Here is a 19,159-nt window from a genome sequence, read left to right on the forward strand (position 1 = left end):
ATCCCCCTGACCCCCCTCCGGACTCACTCGGAACAAACTGATAGGCCACTGTCTGCTGATCGTGGGGATCTGCCATCCCCGGTTCGTTTTCTGCATGCGGATTATACATGAGCCTGCAACCTCCGTCTATACTCTCTCCCGACACTGCCTTCTATAATACTACTACCGAAGAGGAGGAGTTTCCCCGCCGGAGCTGAGGGCAGGCACCGCTCTCTGACTCGCCTGCCCTCTAAGCTCTCTACGAGGCCATTAGTAAGGCGGCCTGGTCAAGGACGACGCCGCCTCTGCCTGGACAATCGGGATAAAGTCGATCACTCCGAGGTTCGTGCCTTGGTTTTCCTGCCTGTACTATAGCGGGTGATCGTCAGAGATTCCTTAGAGATCTGTAAAGAAAGCGTAAAGCAAAGCAGCGCGAGGGATCGATCTCCCAGTACTTTTTACATCTTTTCATCGTTCATGCTGTTAGTTAATAGACTTCGTAAGAGAGGTCTAGGTTGAGGAAATGGAGTTTGCTGATTCTTCGCTGGGAAGCCTCCCGCGTCGTAGGGCCTGGCGAGTCCTGGCCTCTCTCACTATCCAGGAGAGTCTCCCACACGATGGGGCCTCCGGTGCCCAGGCTCTACGCGCTTCACGCGTTCCGCGGCTACTGCCTAGACTCTTCATGTGCTTCCCTCTGATGGTACAATTGTTAGCTAGGAAGAGCATTCACAGGGAGAAGAGGGCGATTTTGCTTGCTTGCTCGCTCGCTCGACCGCAAGCATGTATGCCGGTGGGGGATAACTAGCGGCGCGTATAGGACCCTGGGCACCATCAAGCCTGGCAATCCATCCTCTTCTCGCTCTTCTCCTCCAGACGGTCAGGCTTTATCAGCCTATGAGCTAAGCCAAGCTGCCAGCAGCAGCTAAGACCTCTTGTCCGAGTGCGTCTTCTCATGAGATAATGAGCATCTACAGATAGCGAGGCTGCGCACTCTGCTTGCAGGACAGAGAACAGGCAGCCTTTGAGGCAGAAGAGGAATGGCAGAGAAACACACATCGCGAGAGCAACGAAGACAGTCAACCGTAGAGGACCTCTGTCGCCAGGGTCGAGAGCAGCTCCAGCGCCGCGATTGGCAGGCTGCCGCCACCAGCTTTCGACAAGCGCTGGTGCTTGATCCCGAGCATGAAGAGGCCCTCACAGGCCTCGCCCTTGCCCTTGATGGCAGTGGCGCTTACGAGCAGATGCTGGCCGTCAGCGAACGGGCGTTAGAGGTGCAACCTCATTCCGCCCTGGCTTTTGCCTGCAAGGCGCGGGCCTTGCAAAAGCTTGAACGCCTCTCTGAGGCCACGATCGCCAACGATCAGGCGCTGCTACTCAATCATCATCTGGCATTAGCCTGGCTCAACCGCAGCGGTTTGCAAATTCTCCAACAGCGCTTTCCCGAAGCTCTGCGCAGCGCTGAGCGCGCACTGGAGCTTGATCCCAGCGATGCCCGTGCCTGGGCCAATAAAGGCACAGCGCTGCTGAACCTCAATCGCCTTTCCGAAGCCCTGGAAGCCTTTAACCAGAGTCTGGCGCGCGATCCAGACTATCTCTTTGCCCTTCAGATGAAAGGTGAGCTGCTGCGTCGCCTGGCTCGCCCCCAGGAAGTGCGCGAACTGATGCAGCGCGCCTTGCAGCTTGCTCCCGATGATCAGCTCTCGCTCCTGTTGCTGGCCCAAGCCCTGCGCGCGCTGGGCGAAATGGAAGAACTCTTTGAGGTCACCAGCAAGCTGACCCGCCTGACCCCCAGCAGCCTCGTGGCCTGGGAAATGCACATGCGCGCTCTGCGCAGCCTGGGACGCTTCGAGGAGGCTGTTGATGCCATTGAGCGCGTGCTGGAGCTAGACCCTCACAATGTACGCTTTTGGACGATTAAGGCCGACAACCTCTATCGCCTGGGCCGCTACCGTGAGGCTGCCCGCGTCGCCAGCTATGCCTTACAACTGGCCCCCGACTACCGTCCAGCCCAGCGCATCCACGAAAAAGTTGTCCGGCTGATGTACCAGCACAAGGAGCGTCGCTTGCGTTGAGGCCAGCGAGAGCCGAAGCCATACGGCTGAGCCAGAACCGGATCAGGCCGTTCAACAGCTTCCTGCAATCAATCGGGTTGAGACGATGCCTCCCTGAGCGCCAGCGGTCCTGGCCAGGAAGGAGGCAGGGCCAGCGCAGGGCTACCCTGCCGACTGCACCTCCAGTAGCCGCTGTAGGAGAGGGAGCAGCAGATCTTGCCGATGGGCGCGCAGCGGTGCTCGCAGGCGCTCAGGCACGAGTACGCGAATACGCCGCTGATGTAGCTCGTAGCGCGCTAGATCGTCCGGCTGCAGCCCGGTCGCCTGGACCCAGGTCACCAGGTGATCCATGCCGACCGGTGGATTAGCAAACCAGACCCAGACATCCATCTCCCAATTGACCGGGCGTGGAATGTCGATCAAGACTTCATAGTCGGCGATCTCTGTCTCCAGCGCCCGCCCTAGCTCTGCCGCCAAGGCCTGCTCAACACGTCGCCGACGTTGGGCATCCCAGTAGAGCGCATCGAGTCGCTGAAAGAGTTGGCCCGCCGGACGGCTGATCTCCAAGGCATCCTTGTACGGTCGGCGCAGCTCCAGGGCCTCCGTCAGCGCCCGCGAGGCCGGCGGCATCTGCGGCTCAGCCAGTAGCGTCAGCAATGAGGCATCATCTAGACCGGTGAGCCGCTCGGCACTCAGCGCCCCCGCTAGCAGCGCTTCTTGCACGGCCCGCATCAACATCACTTGAAAAGCACGGTTGGTATGGTGCCAGTAGATATTGTCAAACATCTCCTGGCGGGCGTGCAGTAGCGAATGCAGCGGACTGATTCCCTTATGCGTCACCACGATGCGCCGCTGGCCCTGGACATTGGGATGGACACGTAGCGCCCCCTGCAAGCGTGCCACATCCACGCCCCCGTAGGGCACATTGCAGGCGCGGGCATCCCGCGGCAGATAATCGAGCTTATCGACATCGAGGGCTCCGCTCAGCAGACTGCGCAGCAGCTCGTCGTCCTCGGGTAGGCGCTTGCCCGGCGGCGGATCGATAAAGTCCGCCACACGCTCCGGTGAGAGCTGGTACTCCTCTTCTAGAATCGTGGCGATCTCGCTCTTCTCAATGATCGCCCGCCCAACGCGCTCATGGGCAATGATTGGGTGACCCAGCTCCTCAATGACATGTGAGAATGGATAGTGCCCTATGTCGTGAAGCAAAGCCGCTACAATGAGTGTCTGTATACTTTTGATGGAGATGCCGTAGAGACCTCCGTTACTACCGCGTTGGAGCAGTGCCCGCACAGCGCGTACGGCCAGATGGTAGCAGCCTAAGCTGTGCTCATAGCGCGTATGCGTGGCTCCTGGCCAGATACGATAGACAAACCCCAACTGTTTGACTTTCTGCAAACGTAAAAAGGGAGCGCTGCTGATCAGCTTGATTTCGCGCGGACCTAAAGGGATGAGATCATAGAGGCTGTCGCGCACGGTGCTGACGGGTTCTTCGTCGGGCAGCAGCGGCAAGCCATGGCCATCGCGCCAGGGCTGCCACATCCCCGGTTGCACGATTCGCGGCCCCCGGAGCGTTTCTTCTTCCGCTTCCGCCAGGACCGAGCTGTTTCCCGAGATATCTTCCATCAGCATCCTTTGATGCTGTGCAGCGAGCGCGTCCCTTGGTTGTTCCTTCGTGCTCATGCTTCGATTCTATCAGCTTCTGGGAGCAGAGAGCCAGTGTCGCCTCGCCAGAACCTCGCCAGGACCTCGCTGCTGACTTTCAGCCAGGAGCCGGCGAGCCTGGGCGCCGCGGCACAGTGAGAGACAAGACAGTACTCTTACCCCAGGTGTGTCTCCTGCGCTTGCATTCACCTGCAAGGGCGCCTATAATTAGGCATGTCTTTCAGGAAAGCCAGACGGCGTGCTTGTACTAGCGACGGGCACTTCTCTCCCGTCGCTTTCTCATTTGTTTCCTGCTTGCTTTCCTGTCTGCGCACCTGTTGCACACCTGCTTTTTTCTGCCTGTCTCTGGACTATGTGGAAAGAGGGAGAACACGCACTGATGACCATGCCACCAGCTCAAGCGGCCTGCAAGCTGCTGGTGATCGATATCGACGGCACATTGCTGACGCCCGGAGGCGAGATTACGGAAGGCACGCGCGCTGCTATCGCCGAGGCTCAGGCCGCCGGTGTCACTGTGACCCTGGCAACTGCTCGCCGCTACGGGAACACAGCCAGTATTGCGCGCGAGCTGGCTTTGAGGGCGCCGCTGATCCTCTACGATGGCGCCTTGATCGTTGAGCATCCCGGCGGGCGCATCCTCTATAGCAATCCGCTGCCGACCCAGGTGGTCCAACAGAGCATCGCGCTCTTTCTCGCCGAGGGCCTGCAGCCGGTGATTCAGCCGCTCACTAATCCCTTGCACGAGGAGGTCTGGATCGGCCCCGCCGAGCTAGATTCCTCCTGGCAGCAGATCTACTTTACGGTCCACGCCGCCGAGCTGCGTCGCCTGCCGCGCGAGCGTTTGCTGACACTGGACAAGCCCGTGTTGCGCCTGGTTGCTCTCGAGGCGCCGGAGCGACTGCGCCTGCTAGTGCCCGCCGTGGCCGCGCTCGACTGCTCCTGGCTGCTCTTAGAGCGCGGCAATTACCAGTGTGGAGAGCTGTCACTCTTGCGCGCCGGCTGCTCAAAAGCCACGGCGGTGGCCGCCCTGGCAGAGCTACTGCATATCCCGCTCACCGAGGTGATGGCCATCGGCGATAACGAAAACGATATTGCCATGCTCTCCCTGGTCGGCTTCGGCATCGCGATGGGGCAGGCTAGCGCTGCAGTTAAGCAGGCCGCTCGCGCTATAACCACCAGCAACAGCGAGGACGGGGTCGCCTACGCCATTGAGCACTATTTGCTGCGAGCAGCCCGTACCAGCGATTCGAACTCGCGCAGGCGCTCAACTTGCTTATGATTTGGGGCCGCTTGCCAGCGTCGCTGCTGTACCAGCGCCAGAGCATCGCGCGCATGCATGCCCCCATAGACGAGAACGGCGCAGGCCAGCAGGGCGCTGCGGCCTACCCCATGTTCGCAGTGAACAAGTACACGCCCGCCACGCTGGATGCGCTCATTAACCCAACGCGCCCCCTCTAAGAGTTGCTCTAGCGAGAGTGGCTGTGTATCAGGCGTGGGCAAGTGTAACAGCTCGATGCCCACCTTGGCCAGAGCCTGGCGATCATCGACGTATTCGGCGCGCGTGTCGACCACATGCGTGACGCCCAGACGCGCCAGAGCTTTGATGTCTTGCGGATGAATACGTCCCCCAACTGCCAGTTGATCTGTGATCCAGCTCAGGTTGAGCTGATCAGGCAGGGGGATATGTAAGGCTCGCGCCAGGCGCTCGCCCGGCGAGTTCTCTGGGAAGAGGTGCGCCGCAATACGCGTCCAACGGCGATACAGGACCCGAATAACTCCAGTCAAGGCCCAGCGTAAGCGCGAGAATTCAAGGCGCGGAGCGTCGCCAGACGCAGAGATCGCGACCGCCGGCGGGTCTGCGCAGCCAGGGCCGCCCGTGTATTGCTGCTTCGCTGGGTTGTTTTCCTTCAATTGCTCACTCGTATGCTTTTGCTCCATGCTCTATGAATAAAATAAACTCTCCTATTTTCTTTTTGATCATTTTCCTCTATTCAAGCCTCGTCCACCGCAAGCCATACGCAGACGTTGCTTTGTCTAGCTGCTGAGCACATCCCATAGCCACGAGCCGCAGCCAGCCCCACTGACTTTTAGCGGCTCAGGTGAAGCGCAGGCACTAGCGCGAGGTCACCAGTGGGGGCAAGTCAGCGGCCTGAGCACGCTCTTCGGCGGCATCGCGCTGCATGACGCGCTCCAGGGCCACAATAGCACACTCTATCATGCTATCATCAGGCTCGCGCGTCGTCAAACCCTGAAGCGCCAGACTGGGAGCCAGCAGGAAGCGCACTAGCGGCAGATGGTACCAGGCCGCTCCCAGGCGCAGCAACTCGTAGGCTAGAGCGGCAATGACAGGCACGAGCAGCACGCGCGAGAGCAGGCGCAGCCAGAGCGAGGGGAAGCCCAGGAGCGCAAAGACCACGATCGAGATGACGACGACCAGCAGCAGGAAACCGGTACCGCAGCGCGTATGGACGCGCGAGGCGGCGCGCACGTGGGGCACATCCAGCGGGTCGCCATGCTCCATAGCATTAATGGCCTTATGCTCGGCTCCGTGGTAGCCAAAGACGCGCTGGACCTCGGCCAATCGTCCGATCAGGAGCAGATAGCCGATGAGCAGCGCCAGACGAATGAGTCCTTCCAGCCAGAGGTTGAGCCAGCCACCAGCTACCTGGTGCGGTACCAGGCTCGCCAGAAAGACCGGCAACAGAAAGAAGAGCGCTATAGCGAAGCCGAGCGAGATGACAAGGGGGCCAGCCAGGGCCAGGCCGCCGAGCCGCGCTGATCCCTGCTCATCATTCGCTTCGTCCACCCCTGGCCGGGCCGGCTCTTCTAGTCCGAGGGCCACATTGGCCGAGAGTGCCATCATGCGCGTTCCTAGAACCAGCGTCTCCCACAGCAGCAAGAGGCCACGCAGAAACGGCAGGCGAAAGAGGGGATTACGATAGAGCCGCGGCTGCAGCGGCTCCTCATAGAGGTAGATGCTGCCATCGGGACGGCGTACGGCCATCGCCACTGAGGTGCGTCCGCGCATCATGACGCCTTCCATGACGGCCTGTCCGCCGTAGTAGAATTTGGAAAATCCCGCTTTGAAGCGCTTGGCCATTATTTCCCCTTCACTTTGGCAGTGGCAACCTGGGCTACGGCCTGCCGCTCTTCCCAGGGACCCGGCTGACCCGGCGGCGGCAGGTAACTGAGAATGAGTCGGGCAATGTCAAAGGCCGCCTGGGGACGGCTTAGGCGCCGCGCGTTCTCAATGCGCTGCTGCAAGAGGGCTGAGCCTGGCTCTAGCAGCTCTTGCAGTGCCCGCACCAGTTGCTGTGGCTTGCGCGCCAGAACGCCTACTCCATTGCGCTCGACAAAGGTGACGTTGCCTTCCTCTTGGCCAGGAACGTAACCGCTGAGGATGATGGGCAGGTTACAGGCCAGGGCCTCGCAGATGGTGCCTGGGCCAGCCTTGGTGACAATGACGTCAGCAGCATGCATTAGCTCGGGCATGTTGGTGACAAAGCCCATGATCTTGGCTGGCACCTGCCATTTTGCTCGCTCCTTCTGTAACTGCGCATAGAGACGCCGGTTGCGCCCCGTGACAACTAGTAGCTGTACTGGTAGCCGCGCCTGCGAGATGGCTTCTACTGCCGTGCGCAGACCGCCGCTGCCTTCGCCTCCTCCAACTAGCAGCACTACCGGACGTTCTGGCTCTAGTCCTAGCTGGACCCGCAGTTCCTCACGACTCGCTACCGGCAGGGTAAAACGCGGATGAATCGGCATGCCGAGGAGATGAACACGCTCAGGGTCCAGGCCTCGCGCCAGGTAGAGTTGTCTGGTCTCTTCGGTGGGAACCACGTAGGCGGTGGCCCCTTCGGTAAACCAGGAATGATGAGCTGAGATGAGGTCGGTGACTACAACAAGGAAAGGCACCGGACGCGCCAGATGACGCAGTGCGGCCACTGTGACGTAGTTGAGCAAGGGATGAACTGAGACAATGACGTCAGGTTGCAGCTCACTGAGACGCCGCTCCAATCCCTTGAGCATCAGAGGACTCAGTAGCTGCTGCACCTCGTGAATACGCCCGGGATGATTGGAGAGATGGAAGACAAGGCCATATAGCCCAGGCGTGTAACGACTCGCTGGGCCATATAGTCTGGCAAATTGGCGCAGGGGAAAGGCACTGCACTCCTCAAAGGCTTCTACTATTTCGAGACGGAGCCTGCTACCAGCCTCGCCTCCGTCAGGTCCAGCGCTTGCCTTGGTTCCATCGCTCGCATCTGGCCGCCCATCCATCGCAGCCTTGGCCTTGGCCGCTTCTATTTCACTGCTCTGGAGATGTCCCGCGCTCCCATTGCTCAGCGTTGCTTCCTGCAGCAGTTGGATGGCACTGCTAATGGCCAGAGCCGCACTACGATGGCCTCCTCCTGTGTCGGAGATGAGAAAGACGATACAGCGTTCACTCACCGGGGCACGCTCCCCCTTCCGTTCACTGCCCGGCCCCAGGCAGGAGCCGGTAGGACGAGTATAGCACAGCCTCGCGTAGACAAGCAAGCTGCGCTAGCTTTTGCCACTCTTGCATGCTCTACATGATATAGAGCGCTATAGTTGGCTGGCTGACGAGACAGTGGGGCCGATCCTCTGGCCCTTAGCCACGCTCAGCCTGGTGGAGCCAGGGCTGAGACGGCGCGGCGCTGGGCAAGCTGATCGGCCCCTTTCCATCTGTTGCCTACCCTCACTTCATGGCGGCTTCTTCTTCTTGCAGGTTAAAGCGCTTGCGGAAGCGCTCCACACGGCCAGCCGTATCAAGGATGCGCTGCTGGCCCGTGAAGAACGGATGACACTTTGAACAGATGTCGACCTTGAGCACCGGTTTGACGCTCATGGTCTGGAAGGTATTGCCACAGGAACAGACCACTGTGGCCTCAACATAGGTCGGGTGAATGCCCTTCTTCATGACACAGACTCCCTAGTCATATTGACACAATAGGATTAGTTAGTGGCGAGCACGGTGGGTTCGTGTACGCTTGCTTGTAGCTGATAGCGACACGATTGTAGCGAGAGGAATGAAGCACGTCAAGGCGCGGCGCCCCCACCCTGCTCTTGCGAGACCGCGACCAGCCTTTGCCAACTGGCTCCCATACCGCGCCTGGCGCACGGGGCCTCCCCCAGCCTCTCCCTCTCCCGGCAGGATAGTCGCCCTGCCGCAGGCCTATGGGGATAAGTGTACGGGACTATTCTACCATAGAAACACAAATCTGGCGGGATTTATGCCCGATTCTCCTCAGCTCCTCCCCGCTGCTCCGCGCCGGTCCTTGGTCCGTGAGTCCAGGCCTGCCTATGTGATACACTGCATGTGGACAAGGTGATCTATTCCCGCCCGTGGGAGCGGAGCGGTCAGAAGAGGAGGCACTTGCCCAATGATTGAACGCTACACGCTGCCGGAAATGGCCGCCATCTGGTCAGACCGGCACAAAACAGATACGTGGTTGCAGGTGGAGCTGTTAGTCTGCGAAGGCTGGGCGCGCGAGGGTGTGATTCCTCCCGAGGCTCTGGAGAAGATTCGCCAGGCCAGCTATAATGCTGAGCGCATGCGCGAGATTGAGCGCGAAACACACCACGATGTGATCTCGTTTCTGCGCTCAATTCAGGAGCAACTGGGACCGGAGGGACGGTTTATCCATCTGGGTTTGACGTCCTCGGATGTTCTCGATACGGCTCTGGCGGTACAGATCAAGGAGGCTGGGGCTTTGTTGCTGACCAGTCTCGATCGTCTGCTGGCCACGGTGGAGCAGCAGGCCCGCGCTCACAAGCATACTTTGATGGTCGGACGCACACATGGTATCCATGCTGAGCCACTGACCTTCGGCTTGAAATTGGCGCTCTGGGTCGATGAGCTGCGACGCGCGCGCCAACGTCTGGAGGCAGCCCTGAAAGAGGCCGCTGTTGGCAAGATCTCAGGCGCCGTGGGTACGCATGCGACAGTTCCGCCTCAGATTGAGGAGTTCGTTTGTGCGGCACTGGGCATCGGGGTGGCGCCTGTCTCTAGCCAGATTGTGACGCGCGATCGTCACGCCCAGTTGATGACGGCTCTGGCTCTGGTCGGTGCCTGTCTGGAGCAAATGGCTCAGGAGATCCGTCATTTGCAGCGGACTGAGGTCGGTGAGGCCTTTGAGCCGTTCGCTTCTGGTCAGCAGGGCTCGTCTGCCATGCCACATAAGCGCAATCCTGAGCTTTGTGAACGGATCTGTGGGCTGGCGCGTGTTCTGCGCGGCTTCGCTGTGACGGCTCTGGAGAATGTGGCGCTCTGGCATGAACGCGACATTAGCCACTCGTCGACGGAGCGCATCATTTTACCTGATGCCTTTACGCTGCTGCATTATATGCTTCATATTTTCACGCAGGTGATGGCTGGCCTGGAGGTGGATTCACGACGCATGCAGGCTAATCTACAGATGACTGGCGGCTTGATCTTCTCGCAGCGGGTCCTGTTGGCGCTGATCGATAAGGGCGTGGGACGCCAGGAGGCCTACAAGATGGTTCAGCGCAATGCACAGCGAGTCTGGCGCCTGGCCAGTGACGGCCCCATTCGTGGCCCGGCTCTCTTCGACGCGCTGAGTAGCGACCCCGAGGTGACTCGCTATCTTTCGCCCGACGAGCTGCAGCAACTGATGCAGACCGATTACTATCTTACCTATATTGACACTGCCTTCCAGCGTCTGGGATTATCTTAGGCAGGGAGGCACCGGGCAGTTTGCTGCGTCGCGCGTCGCTGTCGATTTCCGCCCGGTGAAGGATTTGACGTGTGACTAGAACATTGCTTGCCTCAACGGTCGAGCAGCCGCAGGCCATCTCTCGGCGCCGTTGGCCTGCCCTGCTCGGCCTCGCACTCGCGAGCGAGGCACTCTATGCCCTGCTTGTATTGATGCTGAAGCCATTCCCGGGGCTGGGACTTGTCCCTACCCCGCTGCTGGCTCTGCCCGCCTGGAATGGTCTACATCTTCCTCTGTCACGCTTCGATGCTATCGGTCTACTCTTGCTCTTTCTGCTTGCGCTGACCGCTTGCTATGGCCTAGCCGCTCGCTTGATCCTGAACGGCGAGCCTTTCCGCAGCTCCGGTCTGACATTAGGCCTGGTACTGGGTGCTTCCTCGCTCTTCGGTCTGACCCTGCTATGCCTGCCGACGCTTTTCACCGATACGGTCTTTGCCTCTTGGCTAAGTGGGCGTCTGATCGCTCTCTACGGCCTGGCACCCTGGCATACTGTGCCGCCGGCGCTTCCCGCCGACCCGTACTGGTCCTGGCTTACGCCGCTCACTCGACATAGTCCTCTGGTCTATGGTCCGCTTTGGGAATGGCTCTGCGCTTTGCTGGCTTTGCTGCCCGCGACTTCCTCGCCGACGCTGGGCTTGCTGCTACTCAAGGGTCTACTGCTGCTGGCTCATTTGCTCAATACGCTCTTGATCTGGGCGCTCTTGGGTCGGCTGGAGACCGTCCCTGGTCACCGCTTTGCCGGCAGTCTGCTCTACGCCTGGAATCCGCTGGCGCTGCTGGCTCTGGCCGGCGATGGCCACAGCGAGGGTCTGCTGTTGACACTGCTTCTGGCCACCCTCTGGTGGCTGCTGCTTGGGGAGCAGCCAAGATCTTCTCGGGGCACCGCTCTGCTCTCGGAGGCGGCGGCGCTGGTGACGCTTGGTCTGGCCATCGCTCTTAGTCCTCTGGCGCTGCCGTTGTGGCCACTGCTGGTCGGCTTTTCCTTATGGCAGCGAGCGAGGCGGGCCGATGCCTGGTCCTGGGGAGGCCGATTATGGGCCTGGGGCTGGCGCTTACTGCTGCCCGCGGGCGTGGTGCTCGTGCTGGCACTGCCTTTGTGGCGCGGAGCAGGTAGCTATCTGGCTCTCATGGCCGCCTCGGGCTGGACCTCCTTCGCTCGCTCGCCGCTGGCGCTGCTGGTTCCTCCTCTGCGCTGGCTCTATACTCCTCTGGCAGTGCTGCTGGATTCGCCGCGCCATCGTCAACCCTCCCAACCCGCAGAACTAACGGTCAAGGGCACGGCCCTGTTTTGCTCCGCTCTGCTTTTTATCTGGCTTATGGTCAGGATGCGCTCCTGGCTCCGCGCACGCAGTGAGTGCCCCCCAGGGGACTTGTCGGCCACCACAGCCCTATCATCTCTGATCAGTGGTTGGTTGTTAGCGCTTGGGATCTGGCTCCTGTTGCTCAGTTTCAACTTCTGGCCGTGGTATGTGCTGCCTGTTGTGGGATTGGCGACGCTGCGCCGTCCGGATGCCGTGAGTCGGAGTGCGCTCGTCTTTTCGCTCACGGCCCTCTTGAGCTGCGCCCTGCTAGGGATCAGCAGTGCTCTCGGGCTGGCACTGGTGGGATTACTCATCTTCGCTCCTCCTCTCGTCTATCTGACAGGAGCGTTTTTTGGACTCTGGAGAGGAAGACGAGCTACTTTCAAGGAGGCGCAAACCAGCGCATGACAGATGAGATCAAACAGCGAAAGCTCGAACATATTACCTTGGCTTTAGAGGAAGGCATCGGTGTTAGCCAGCGAGCCGGCTGGGGAGATATTCACCTTGTGCATCAGGCTCTGCCCGAAGTTGATCTGGACGAGATCGATACGACGGTCACCTTTCTAGGGCGGCGCCTGGCCTGCCCGGTGATGATCTCCGCCCTCACTGGCGGCCATCCCGAAGCTGTGACCATTAACCGCAATCTGGCCCGTGCGGCGGAGCGCTATGGGCTGGCGCTTGGGATAGGCAGCCAGCGGGCGGCCCTGGTGAATCCCTCCCTGGCTCCCACCTATGCCGTGGTACGTGAGGAGGCGCCCCACGCCTTTCTCATCGCCAACATTGGGGCCCCGCAATTGATCGACCAAGCGCGCCATCCGGCCTTTACCCGCAGCCAGATCGAGGAGGCCATCGCCATGATTCAGGCTGATGCCCTGGCGGTGCACATGAACGCGCTCCAGGAGGCTACCCAGGTTGAGGGCGACCGGCGCATGCGTGGGGTAGCCGCCGCTTTACGCCACCTCACAGCTGAGGTGTCAGTGCCAGTGATCGCCAAGGAAACAGGAGCCGGCGTGTGCCGTGAGCAGGCGCTGCTCTTGCGCTCCTGTGGGGTGGCCGCCATCGACGTAGGCGGCGCTGGCGGCAGCAGTATGTCAGCTCTGGAAGCGGCTCGCGCCCGCGCTCACGGTGAGACGCAAGCGCAACAGATCGGCCAGCTCTACCGCGATTGGGGGATTCCGACCCCTATCGCGCTGGTGGAGGCCAGCGTAGCGGGCTTGCCGCTCATTGCTACCGGTGGCGTACGTAGTGGGCTGGATGTGGCACGGGCCGTAGCCCTCGGCGCCACTGTGGTCGGCATGGGTTTCCCTTTTCTGAAAGCTGCCAGCGAGAGCTATGAGCGCGTCTGCGCGCTGCTGGAACAGACGCTGACGGAGTTAAAAATCGCTATGCAGCTCAGCGGAGCAGCGAACGTGCCAGCTTTGCAACAAACAGATGTGGTGGTCTCTGGGGAGACCCGCACCTGGCTCAGCTTGCGCGGCTTTGATGAGGAGCTGCGTACTCTGGCCAACCGCCGTGCCCGCGCCGGGGCCTCGCAGGCAGCCGCGACTGGGGCATGGATGCAGCGGGGCAAGCCTTCCGCACCGGTCGACGGCTATAGCTAACTAGCCTGGCCTTGTCTGCCGCGAGCGCAGACGGCCTGCCTGGTTTTCTCAAAAGCTACCTTCGTTGCACCGTTGCGCCGTCTTGCCGTTCTCCCCGTCGCCTCTGTCCTTAGGCAGCTCTAGCGATGAAGGCTCTGGGAGCGTGTGCTCAGCAGTTTCTCCAGGGCCTGCCAGTCCTGGGGGGTATTGACGTTGAGAAACGAGTGTAGTTCGGGATCGAGTGAGCGTAGTTCTTCTTCGGGAAGCCAGCGTACAGGTGCCACTTCGAGGAGGCTACGGGGGTTTCGTCTGCCCTCCGCCAGGAGTCTGGCGATGGAGTTGAGCAGAGAGCGCGGATAGCGCGCTAGCAGGACCTGCGGTCTCTGATCAACCAGGGGCACGCAGAGAGATTCGTCCTGAACAGGCAGGCTCAGCAGCCAGGCCAGGAGTCGGGGACTGAGCAGCGGCAGATCGACAGCCAGCACTATAGTTTGAGGGGCATGTACCGCGAGTAGGCCACTGTAGAGGCCCATCAGCGGACCCTGATCGGGAACCAGATCGACTACTAGGCGCGCCCCCGGGGGGAGATGCTCAGTGTAGAGCGCAGCGGTACGCTGGTCGCGCGCTACGACGAGCACTTCCGGCGTGTGGGCCAGAGCCAGACAGACCAGGTGTCCAAGAAAGGTCTGGTCTTTCGCCTCAGCCGCCGGGAGCGGAAGCAAAGCCTTGTCGTAGCCCATCCGCTGACTGCGCCCGCCCGCCAGAATCAGACAGGCTGCGGCTGGGGGAGTGGGCGCGTGTCTGGGCCGACGTTGAGCAGGACCTAATCTACCAACCATGAGCCAGCCAGGCTGCGAAGTGAGTCTGAGTCTACCGGAGCGTGAACAAAAAAGGACCCCTTTGGCCCGCGCCGTTTTGGCGAGCGCGCGCGGGCAGGCCCGACGATTGCTACGATGCCAGCTAGTAGCTCTTCAACGCCCGCCCAGCGAGCGAGAAGGAAAGAGGCGTGCTATCGCGCCGCTCTCGGGGGCTGGGTTTAGCTCCCCTGCCAGTAACTCAGCGAGAGGCAGCGCGTGCCTTGGCCTTGCGACGGCTACTCTTTGGAATGTACTGCTGGCGCTGCCGATAGGCCACGAAGCTCGCCTGTTCCTGGGGGAACTTGCGCACCAGATAGACCACCCACCAGAGTGCCCAGCCCACCAGCCACAGCAGCCACAAATAGCGCCAGATGCGCCAGGCAAAGAAGGACTGATCAAGGTAGGCTCGGAAAAAGATCAGCGGATAGCCAACCAGACAGATCGCTATGAACCAGCTCAAATAGCGGTCGAGCATATACTTAATCACTGGCTGGTTCTTAAAGAAGCGCTTGCGACCCTCGACCCCGTAGTAGAAGCAGATCAGCAGCCCGGCAGTACAGAAAATGAGCCAGGGCACATAGAAATGGAAAGCCTCGGGGCCACCCAGGCCGGCATTCTGCCCTGCTGTCCAGGGATCGGTGAAGAGCCAGCTAATCAGGTTAAAATTCATCGTGCTCCCTTCTGCTCCGAGTGAATGAGTTCGCTGCGCTGCGCAGAGATGACAGATCCTAGTGGATATCAGAGGACATGATACCATGCCCAGGCGGCAGCGTCTAGAGGTTGCAGCAGGCCGTTCCTCATCTCGCGCCTTGTGATGCCGTCTGGCCTTTCAGCCTAGCAGTCGGGCAGGCTGGCAACCATTTGCGGCCCGACCGCGCTGACCCCTCTGATATAATGAAGAGCAAGCGGCCTCTGCGCGCTTCCATCTATCCTAACGCCAAGGAGTCCCCATATGTCTCCGACGCGACGCATTGTGATCATGGCTGAAGGCCACTTCGAATGGCACTATGGCAAGACCGCCACAGGGATCATTCGCTACAGCCAGGACCCCGTAGTGGCTGTTATCGACAGCACGCGAGCTGGCCAGGATGCCGCCCAGGCGCTGGGCGGTGATCTTGGGCATGGCATTCCCGTCGTACGCGACATTGAGGAAGCCCTGCGCTACCAGCCGACGACGCTCATCATCGGCGTGGCTCCCATCGGGGGCGACTTGCCGCGGTCCTGGCGCGCCCAACTGCTGACAGCCATCGAGGCTGGCCTGGAGATCATCAGCGGTTTGCACTATTTCATTGCCGATGATCCCGAGCTGCGGGCCGCCGCCGAGCGGCGCGGGGTCACCATCTGGGACGTGCGCCGTCCACCCGACAAGAAGGTGGTCGCTGCCTACAAGCCGCATCGTCCTGGCAGCCACACGGTGCTCACCGTAGGCTCCGACTGCGCCACCGGCAAAATGACGGTGGCCATTGAACTCGACCGTGCCGCACGCGCTCGCGGGCTGAACAGCGCCTTCTTTGCCACCGGGCAGACAGGCATTATGATCGCAGGGCGTGGCCTGCCTGTGGATCGTATCATCAGCGACTTCATCGCCGGCATGGTTGAAGAGATGACCCTAGAGCTGACGGCTCAACATGATTGGGTCTTTGTTGAGGGTCAGGGATCAATCAACCACCCCGGCTATTCACCGGTGACGCTGGGCCTGCTGCATGGCTCGCTGCCCGATGCTATGATCTTCTGTCATCACGCCGGTGCCACTACCATCGAGGGCTACCCACATTGTCCGTTGCCACCCCTGCCGCGCCTGATCCAGATGAATGAAGAGGTAGTCAATTGGCTGCACCGTCAGCACAACAGCAAGGTCGTGGGCATCTCGCTCATCACGCGTGGCCTCTCGCTGCAACAGGCTGAGGAGGCCATTCGCCGCACAGAAGACGAAACTGGGCTTCCTACTACCGATGTGGTGCGCTTTGGCCCGGAGAAGCTGCTCACTGCCTTGCTGCAGCATTTCGGCCTTGCCGCCAGCTAAACATAGAGGGCGGGGCGCTCAGGCGCTCAGGCTCACGATCGTTACGCCATCGCCGCCCTCGCGCGCTGGGGCAGACTGATAGGACTTGACTAGCGGATGTTTGGCCAGGTGTTCACGCACGGCGGAGCGCAAGGCCCCCGTGCCTTTGCCGTGGACAATACGCACCGCAGCCAGTCCTGCCAGAGCGGCATCGTTGAGGTAACTCTCTAGCTGCTCCAGGGCCTCCTCAACACGCCAGCCGCGGATGTCGAGCTGCATGGAAACCGCGGCCCGGTCCTCGACTCGCGGCAGCACAATCGCCGGGGAGCGGCTGCCGCTCTGGCGCTCCGCCGCCTGTCGTCCGCCAAGACGGCGCAGGTTCTCCAGAGGCACACGGAAGCGCAGAGACCCCATCTGGACCTCGGCCTCGCCCCGCTCCGGCGCCAGACTGACTAGCTCAGCATTCTGGCCGAAGGGGAGCACCCGCACCAGGTCACCGACCTGCAATGGTCCCTCACTCAGTTCGGCTTCTTCCTCTTGCCGTTGCCCTTGGGCCGGCTCGGGCAGCAGTTCCAATTGCTCGTCTAGCTGCCGCACCTGGCGGCGCGCCTGCTCTAGACGTTCACGGGTCAAATTGACACGGTGCACATCGAGCTTGATGCGCGCAAGCTGCGCCTGTACCTCTTCCACTTCACGCCGTGCACGGGCCCGCGCCTCGTTGAGGATGCGTACACGCTCGCGCTCCAGGCGTCGGCGCTCTTCTTCAAGTTGGCGCCGCTGATGCTCGGCTTCAGCGCGCTCCATGCTCAGACGGAAGCGCTCATCGGCAACGGCCTTACGCTCGCTTTGCAGACCCTCTAGCAAGGTCTCCATGCGTACGCCCGCGCTGCCCAGGAACTCGCGTGCTCGCTCAATGATGCGCTCATCAAGACCTAGACGACTGGCAATGGCCAGGGCATTGCTACGGCCCGGCAAACCAATGCTGAGATGATAGGTTGGAGAGAGTGTCTCTATGTCGAATTCGACCGAGGCGTTGACGGCACCAGGCTGCTCATGGGCAAAGGCCTTCAGCTCAGTGTAATGCGTCGTGGCGACAGTCGTGATGCGCCGCTCTAGCAGGAAACTGAGAATGGCTCGCGCCAGGGCCGAACCCTCGCTGGGATCAGTCCCGGCTCCCACTTCGTCGAGCAGCACCAGAATGGGCGGTACCTGTTGGCTGGTCTCTGTTCGCTGGCTAACCCTAACCAGCTCGTGAGCACGCTCTCCCCTAATGGCGGGGCGGCTGCGTTCTTCCCAGGCTTCGATCTGGCGCACAATCTCAATGATGCGGCTCAGGTGCGAAGAGAAGGTACTCAGGTTCTGCTCGATGCTCTGCTCGTCACCGATGTCAGCAAAGACCTCCTCAAAGACAGCGATCTCCGAGCCGTCTTCGGCAGGAATGTGCAGCCCGGCCTGGGCCATCAGGGTCAGAAGGCCGACGGTCTTGAGAGCCACGGTTTTGCCGCCCGTGTTGGGACCGGTAATGACGACCATGAAGAAGTCACGCCCGATATGAAAGTCGATCGGCACGACGCGCCCGCTCAGCAACGGGTGACGGGCCCCACGCAGGTCGATGCGCCCCTCTTTGTTTAGGCGCGGTTCGCTACAGCGTAGCAGGCGGCTATAGCGAGCTTTGGCCAGATGGAGATCGAATTCCGCCAGCCGCTCTACCATCGCCGTCAAGGCCTCAGCTTCGCGCCCGATCTCGTGCGAGAGCGCGCGCAGGATGCGTTCGATCTCTTGCCGCTCTTCGATTTGCAACTGGCGCAGATGGTTGTTCATTTCGACGATGACCAGTGGCTCAATGAAGAGCGTAGCACCACTGCTCGACTGGTCATGGACAATGCCCCGCACGAGATTGCGGTTTTCAACTTTGACCGGGACAACGTAGCGCTCGTTGCGGATGGTGATGATCGGTTCTTGCAGAGCAGGCGCCAGTTCGTTGACGATGGTGCGCAGCCGCTCTTGCAGACGTTGAGTGGCGCTACGGATGTCAAAGCGCAGTCGCCTCAGCAAGGGACTGGCGCTATCGAGTATTTCGCCGTCTTCGTTAACAGTCTCTTCGATGCGTCGGATGAGGTGGGGACGCTCTGGGATGGCCTCCCCTAGCGTGTGCAGGAGTGGGAACTCCTCGGGATCAAGCTTTTCGAGTAGACGTGCTACCTGAGCGGCACTGCGCAGGGTGTTGAGTACCTCAACCAGTTCGCTAGGCGTGAGTACCCCCTCGCGAGCAGCTCGCGCCAGTAGTGGACGAATGTCACGCGCCGGCCCTACACCAGCGTTGGCCTGGAGGTCGAGCAGACGCGCCGCTTCACTAGTGTAGGCCTGGCGCTCACGTACCTCTTCCAGGCTGGTGGCCGGCTGTAGGGCCAGCACCAGCTCTTTGCTGGCAGCGAAACTGGCTTCACGAGCTACTCTCTCCAGGATCTTAGGATATTCAAGTGTCTGAATACTTTTTTCGTGCATGATGCCTATGATATCCGATCTATCAATCAATACGTGTTCACAATGAGTCCTGATGCTGGGTCGCCCTGCCCTCCTGCCTCTGCGCTCTGCAGACCAGTCAGCCGGGCTTCAGCAGCAGTGAACCAGGGCGTTAAAAAATAAGTTGGCTCTAGCATACCATAGAAAACAAACACGAGGGAACGGCGAAACTATGCCCGGTGGTGCTCTATGCCTCCGTATTTTAGGCCCCAGTCTCCCGGCAGCCGTCAATCTCTTTCACCTTCTTGAGAGATGCCGGCTGTAGATAGAGCAACAGCCTGTTCCCTCTGCCTCCACCCCAGAGACAGGCCCTCCCGACTTCCTCCCTTGCTGTCTTGTCTTTACCAGGCAGTAGTACTTTGCAACTACGGTCCCGCTTATAGCAGCGCGCTTGCTAAGCTCTCATAATAAAATTGGCATTAGCAACAACATATATTTCTACGTAT

The 19,159-nt window shown here is 60.6% G+C and carries 14 protein-coding genes; 6 read left to right on the plus strand and 8 right to left on the minus strand.

The features are described 5' to 3' along the window. Window positions 1–1,016: 1,016 nt before the first annotated feature. Window positions 1,017–2,051 (plus strand): tetratricopeptide repeat protein, encoded by a 1,035-nt coding sequence (locus IRZ24_RS05660; RefSeq protein WP_297161043.1) that lies wholly within the window; start codon window positions 1,017–1,019, stop codon window positions 2,049–2,051. A 141-nt stretch (window positions 2,052–2,192) separates the two neighbouring features. Here the strand turns inward: IRZ24_RS05660 and IRZ24_RS05665 are convergent, their stop codons facing one another. Next, window positions 2,193–3,656, minus strand: coding sequence for an HD domain-containing protein (locus IRZ24_RS05665; protein WP_297161045.1), 1,464 nt, complete (start codon window positions 3,654–3,656; stop codon window positions 2,193–2,195). Window positions 3,657–4,074: 418 nt separating this feature from the next. Here IRZ24_RS05665 and IRZ24_RS05670 point away from each other — a divergent pair, with 418 nt between their 5' ends. After that, complete coding sequence (locus tag IRZ24_RS05670; protein ID WP_297161047.1) at window positions 4,075–4,974, plus strand: Cof-type HAD-IIB family hydrolase; 900 nt, start codon at window positions 4,075–4,077, stop codon at window positions 4,972–4,974. On the opposite strand, the gene IRZ24_RS05675 is transcribed toward IRZ24_RS05670, so the two are convergent. The 4 genes from IRZ24_RS05675 to rpmE form a co-directional block, all read right to left on the minus strand. After that, on the minus strand, window positions 4,911–5,633 hold the full coding sequence (locus tag IRZ24_RS05675; RefSeq protein ID WP_297161049.1) for a dual specificity protein phosphatase: 723 nt from the start codon (window positions 5,631–5,633) through the stop codon (window positions 4,911–4,913). The two genes, IRZ24_RS05670 and IRZ24_RS05675, sit on opposite strands and share 64 nt — an antisense overlap. Window positions 5,634–5,808: 175 nt before the next feature. Beyond that, window positions 5,809–6,795, minus strand: coding sequence for a DUF1385 domain-containing protein (locus IRZ24_RS05680; RefSeq protein WP_297161051.1), 987 nt, complete (start codon window positions 6,793–6,795; stop codon window positions 5,809–5,811). Beyond that, the gene (locus tag IRZ24_RS05685) at window positions 6,795–8,144 is read right to left on the minus strand and encodes a glycosyltransferase (RefSeq protein ID WP_297161053.1); all 1,350 of its coding nucleotides are present in this window, start codon (window positions 8,142–8,144) and stop codon (window positions 6,795–6,797) included. Before IRZ24_RS05685 ends, IRZ24_RS05680 begins: the two co-directional genes overlap by 1 nt. Before the next feature lie 268 nt (window positions 8,145–8,412). Beyond that, on the minus strand, window positions 8,413–8,634 hold the full coding sequence (rpmE, locus tag IRZ24_RS05690; protein WP_052889984.1) for a 50S ribosomal protein L31: 222 nt from the start codon (window positions 8,632–8,634) through the stop codon (window positions 8,413–8,415). Window positions 8,635–9,097: 463 nt separating this feature from the next. Here rpmE and purB point away from each other — a divergent pair, with 463 nt between their 5' ends. The 3 genes from purB to fni all read left to right on the plus strand — a co-directional run bounded on the left by purB (window position 9,098) and on the right by fni (window position 13,352). After that, window positions 9,098–10,411 carry an adenylosuccinate lyase gene (purB, locus tag IRZ24_RS05695; protein WP_297161054.1) on the plus strand — a complete coding sequence of 438 codons (1,314 nt, stop codon included), beginning with the start codon at window positions 9,098–9,100 and terminating at the stop codon, window positions 10,409–10,411. A gap of 71 nt (window positions 10,412–10,482) precedes the next feature. Then, window positions 10,483–12,159 carry a hypothetical protein gene (locus IRZ24_RS05700; protein WP_297161056.1) on the plus strand — a complete coding sequence of 559 codons (1,677 nt, stop codon included), beginning with the start codon at window positions 10,483–10,485 and terminating at the stop codon, window positions 12,157–12,159. Then, the gene (fni, locus tag IRZ24_RS05705) at window positions 12,156–13,352 is read left to right on the plus strand and encodes a type 2 isopentenyl-diphosphate Delta-isomerase (RefSeq protein WP_297161058.1); all 1,197 of its coding nucleotides are present in this window, start codon (window positions 12,156–12,158) and stop codon (window positions 13,350–13,352) included. Before IRZ24_RS05700 ends, fni begins: the two co-directional genes overlap by 4 nt. 119 nt (window positions 13,353–13,471) lie before the next feature. On the opposite strand, the gene IRZ24_RS05710 is transcribed toward fni, so the two are convergent. Both IRZ24_RS05710 and IRZ24_RS05715 read right to left on the minus strand, forming a co-directional pair. Then, on the minus strand, window positions 13,472–14,170 hold the full coding sequence (locus IRZ24_RS05710) for a molybdenum cofactor guanylyltransferase (protein ID WP_297161060.1): 699 nt from the start codon (window positions 14,168–14,170) through the stop codon (window positions 13,472–13,474). A 217-nt stretch (window positions 14,171–14,387) separates the two neighbouring features. Continuing rightward, window positions 14,388–14,858, minus strand: a complete 471-nt coding sequence (locus tag IRZ24_RS05715; RefSeq protein ID WP_297161062.1) for a hypothetical protein — start codon at window positions 14,856–14,858, stop codon at window positions 14,388–14,390. Between the two features lie 282 nt (window positions 14,859–15,140). Here IRZ24_RS05715 and IRZ24_RS05720 point away from each other — a divergent pair, with 282 nt between their 5' ends. Further along, window positions 15,141–16,211, plus strand: a complete 1,071-nt coding sequence (locus IRZ24_RS05720; protein ID WP_297161064.1) for a DUF1611 domain-containing protein — start codon at window positions 15,141–15,143, stop codon at window positions 16,209–16,211. Between the two features lie 18 nt (window positions 16,212–16,229). On the opposite strand, the gene IRZ24_RS05725 is transcribed toward IRZ24_RS05720, so the two are convergent. Further along, on the minus strand, window positions 16,230–18,695 hold the full coding sequence (locus tag IRZ24_RS05725) for an endonuclease MutS2 (RefSeq protein ID WP_297161066.1): 2,466 nt from the start codon (window positions 18,693–18,695) through the stop codon (window positions 16,230–16,232). Window positions 18,696–19,159: the final 464 nt, after the last annotated feature.

The organism is Thermogemmatispora sp. (assembly GCF_019683755.1).
GTDB lineage: Bacteria > Chloroflexota > Ktedonobacteria > Ktedonobacterales > Ktedonobacteraceae > Thermogemmatispora.

Coding starts and splice junctions, on each gene's coding strand:
- IRZ24_RS05660 (WP_297161043.1), top strand. CDS start 1,017: ATGGCAGAGAAACACACATCGCGAGAGCAACGAAGACAGTCAACCGTA.
- IRZ24_RS05665 (WP_297161045.1), bottom strand. CDS start 3,656: ATGGAAGATATCTCGGGAAACAGCTCGGTCCTGGCGGAAGCGGAAGAA.
- IRZ24_RS05670 (WP_297161047.1), top strand. CDS start 4,075: ATGACCATGCCACCAGCTCAAGCGGCCTGCAAGCTGCTGGTGATCGAT.
- IRZ24_RS05675 (WP_297161049.1), bottom strand. CDS start 5,633: ATGGAGCAAAAGCATACGAGTGAGCAATTGAAGGAAAACAACCCAGCG.
- IRZ24_RS05680 (WP_297161051.1), bottom strand. CDS start 6,795: ATGGCCAAGCGCTTCAAAGCGGGATTTTCCAAATTCTACTACGGCGGA.
- rpmE (WP_052889984.1), bottom strand. CDS start 8,634: ATGAAGAAGGGCATTCACCCGACCTATGTTGAGGCCACAGTGGTCTGT.
- purB (WP_297161054.1), top strand. CDS start 9,098: ATGATTGAACGCTACACGCTGCCGGAAATGGCCGCCATCTGGTCAGAC.
- fni (WP_297161058.1), top strand. CDS start 12,156: ATGACAGATGAGATCAAACAGCGAAAGCTCGAACATATTACCTTGGCT.
- IRZ24_RS05710 (WP_297161060.1), bottom strand. CDS start 14,170: ATGGTTGGTAGATTAGGTCCTGCTCAACGTCGGCCCAGACACGCGCCC.
- IRZ24_RS05715 (WP_297161062.1), bottom strand. CDS start 14,858: ATGAATTTTAACCTGATTAGCTGGCTCTTCACCGATCCCTGGACAGCA.
- IRZ24_RS05720 (WP_297161064.1), top strand. CDS start 15,141: ATGTCTCCGACGCGACGCATTGTGATCATGGCTGAAGGCCACTTCGAA.
- IRZ24_RS05725 (WP_297161066.1), bottom strand. CDS start 18,695: ATGCACGAAAAAAGTATTCAGACACTTGAATATCCTAAGATCCTGGAG.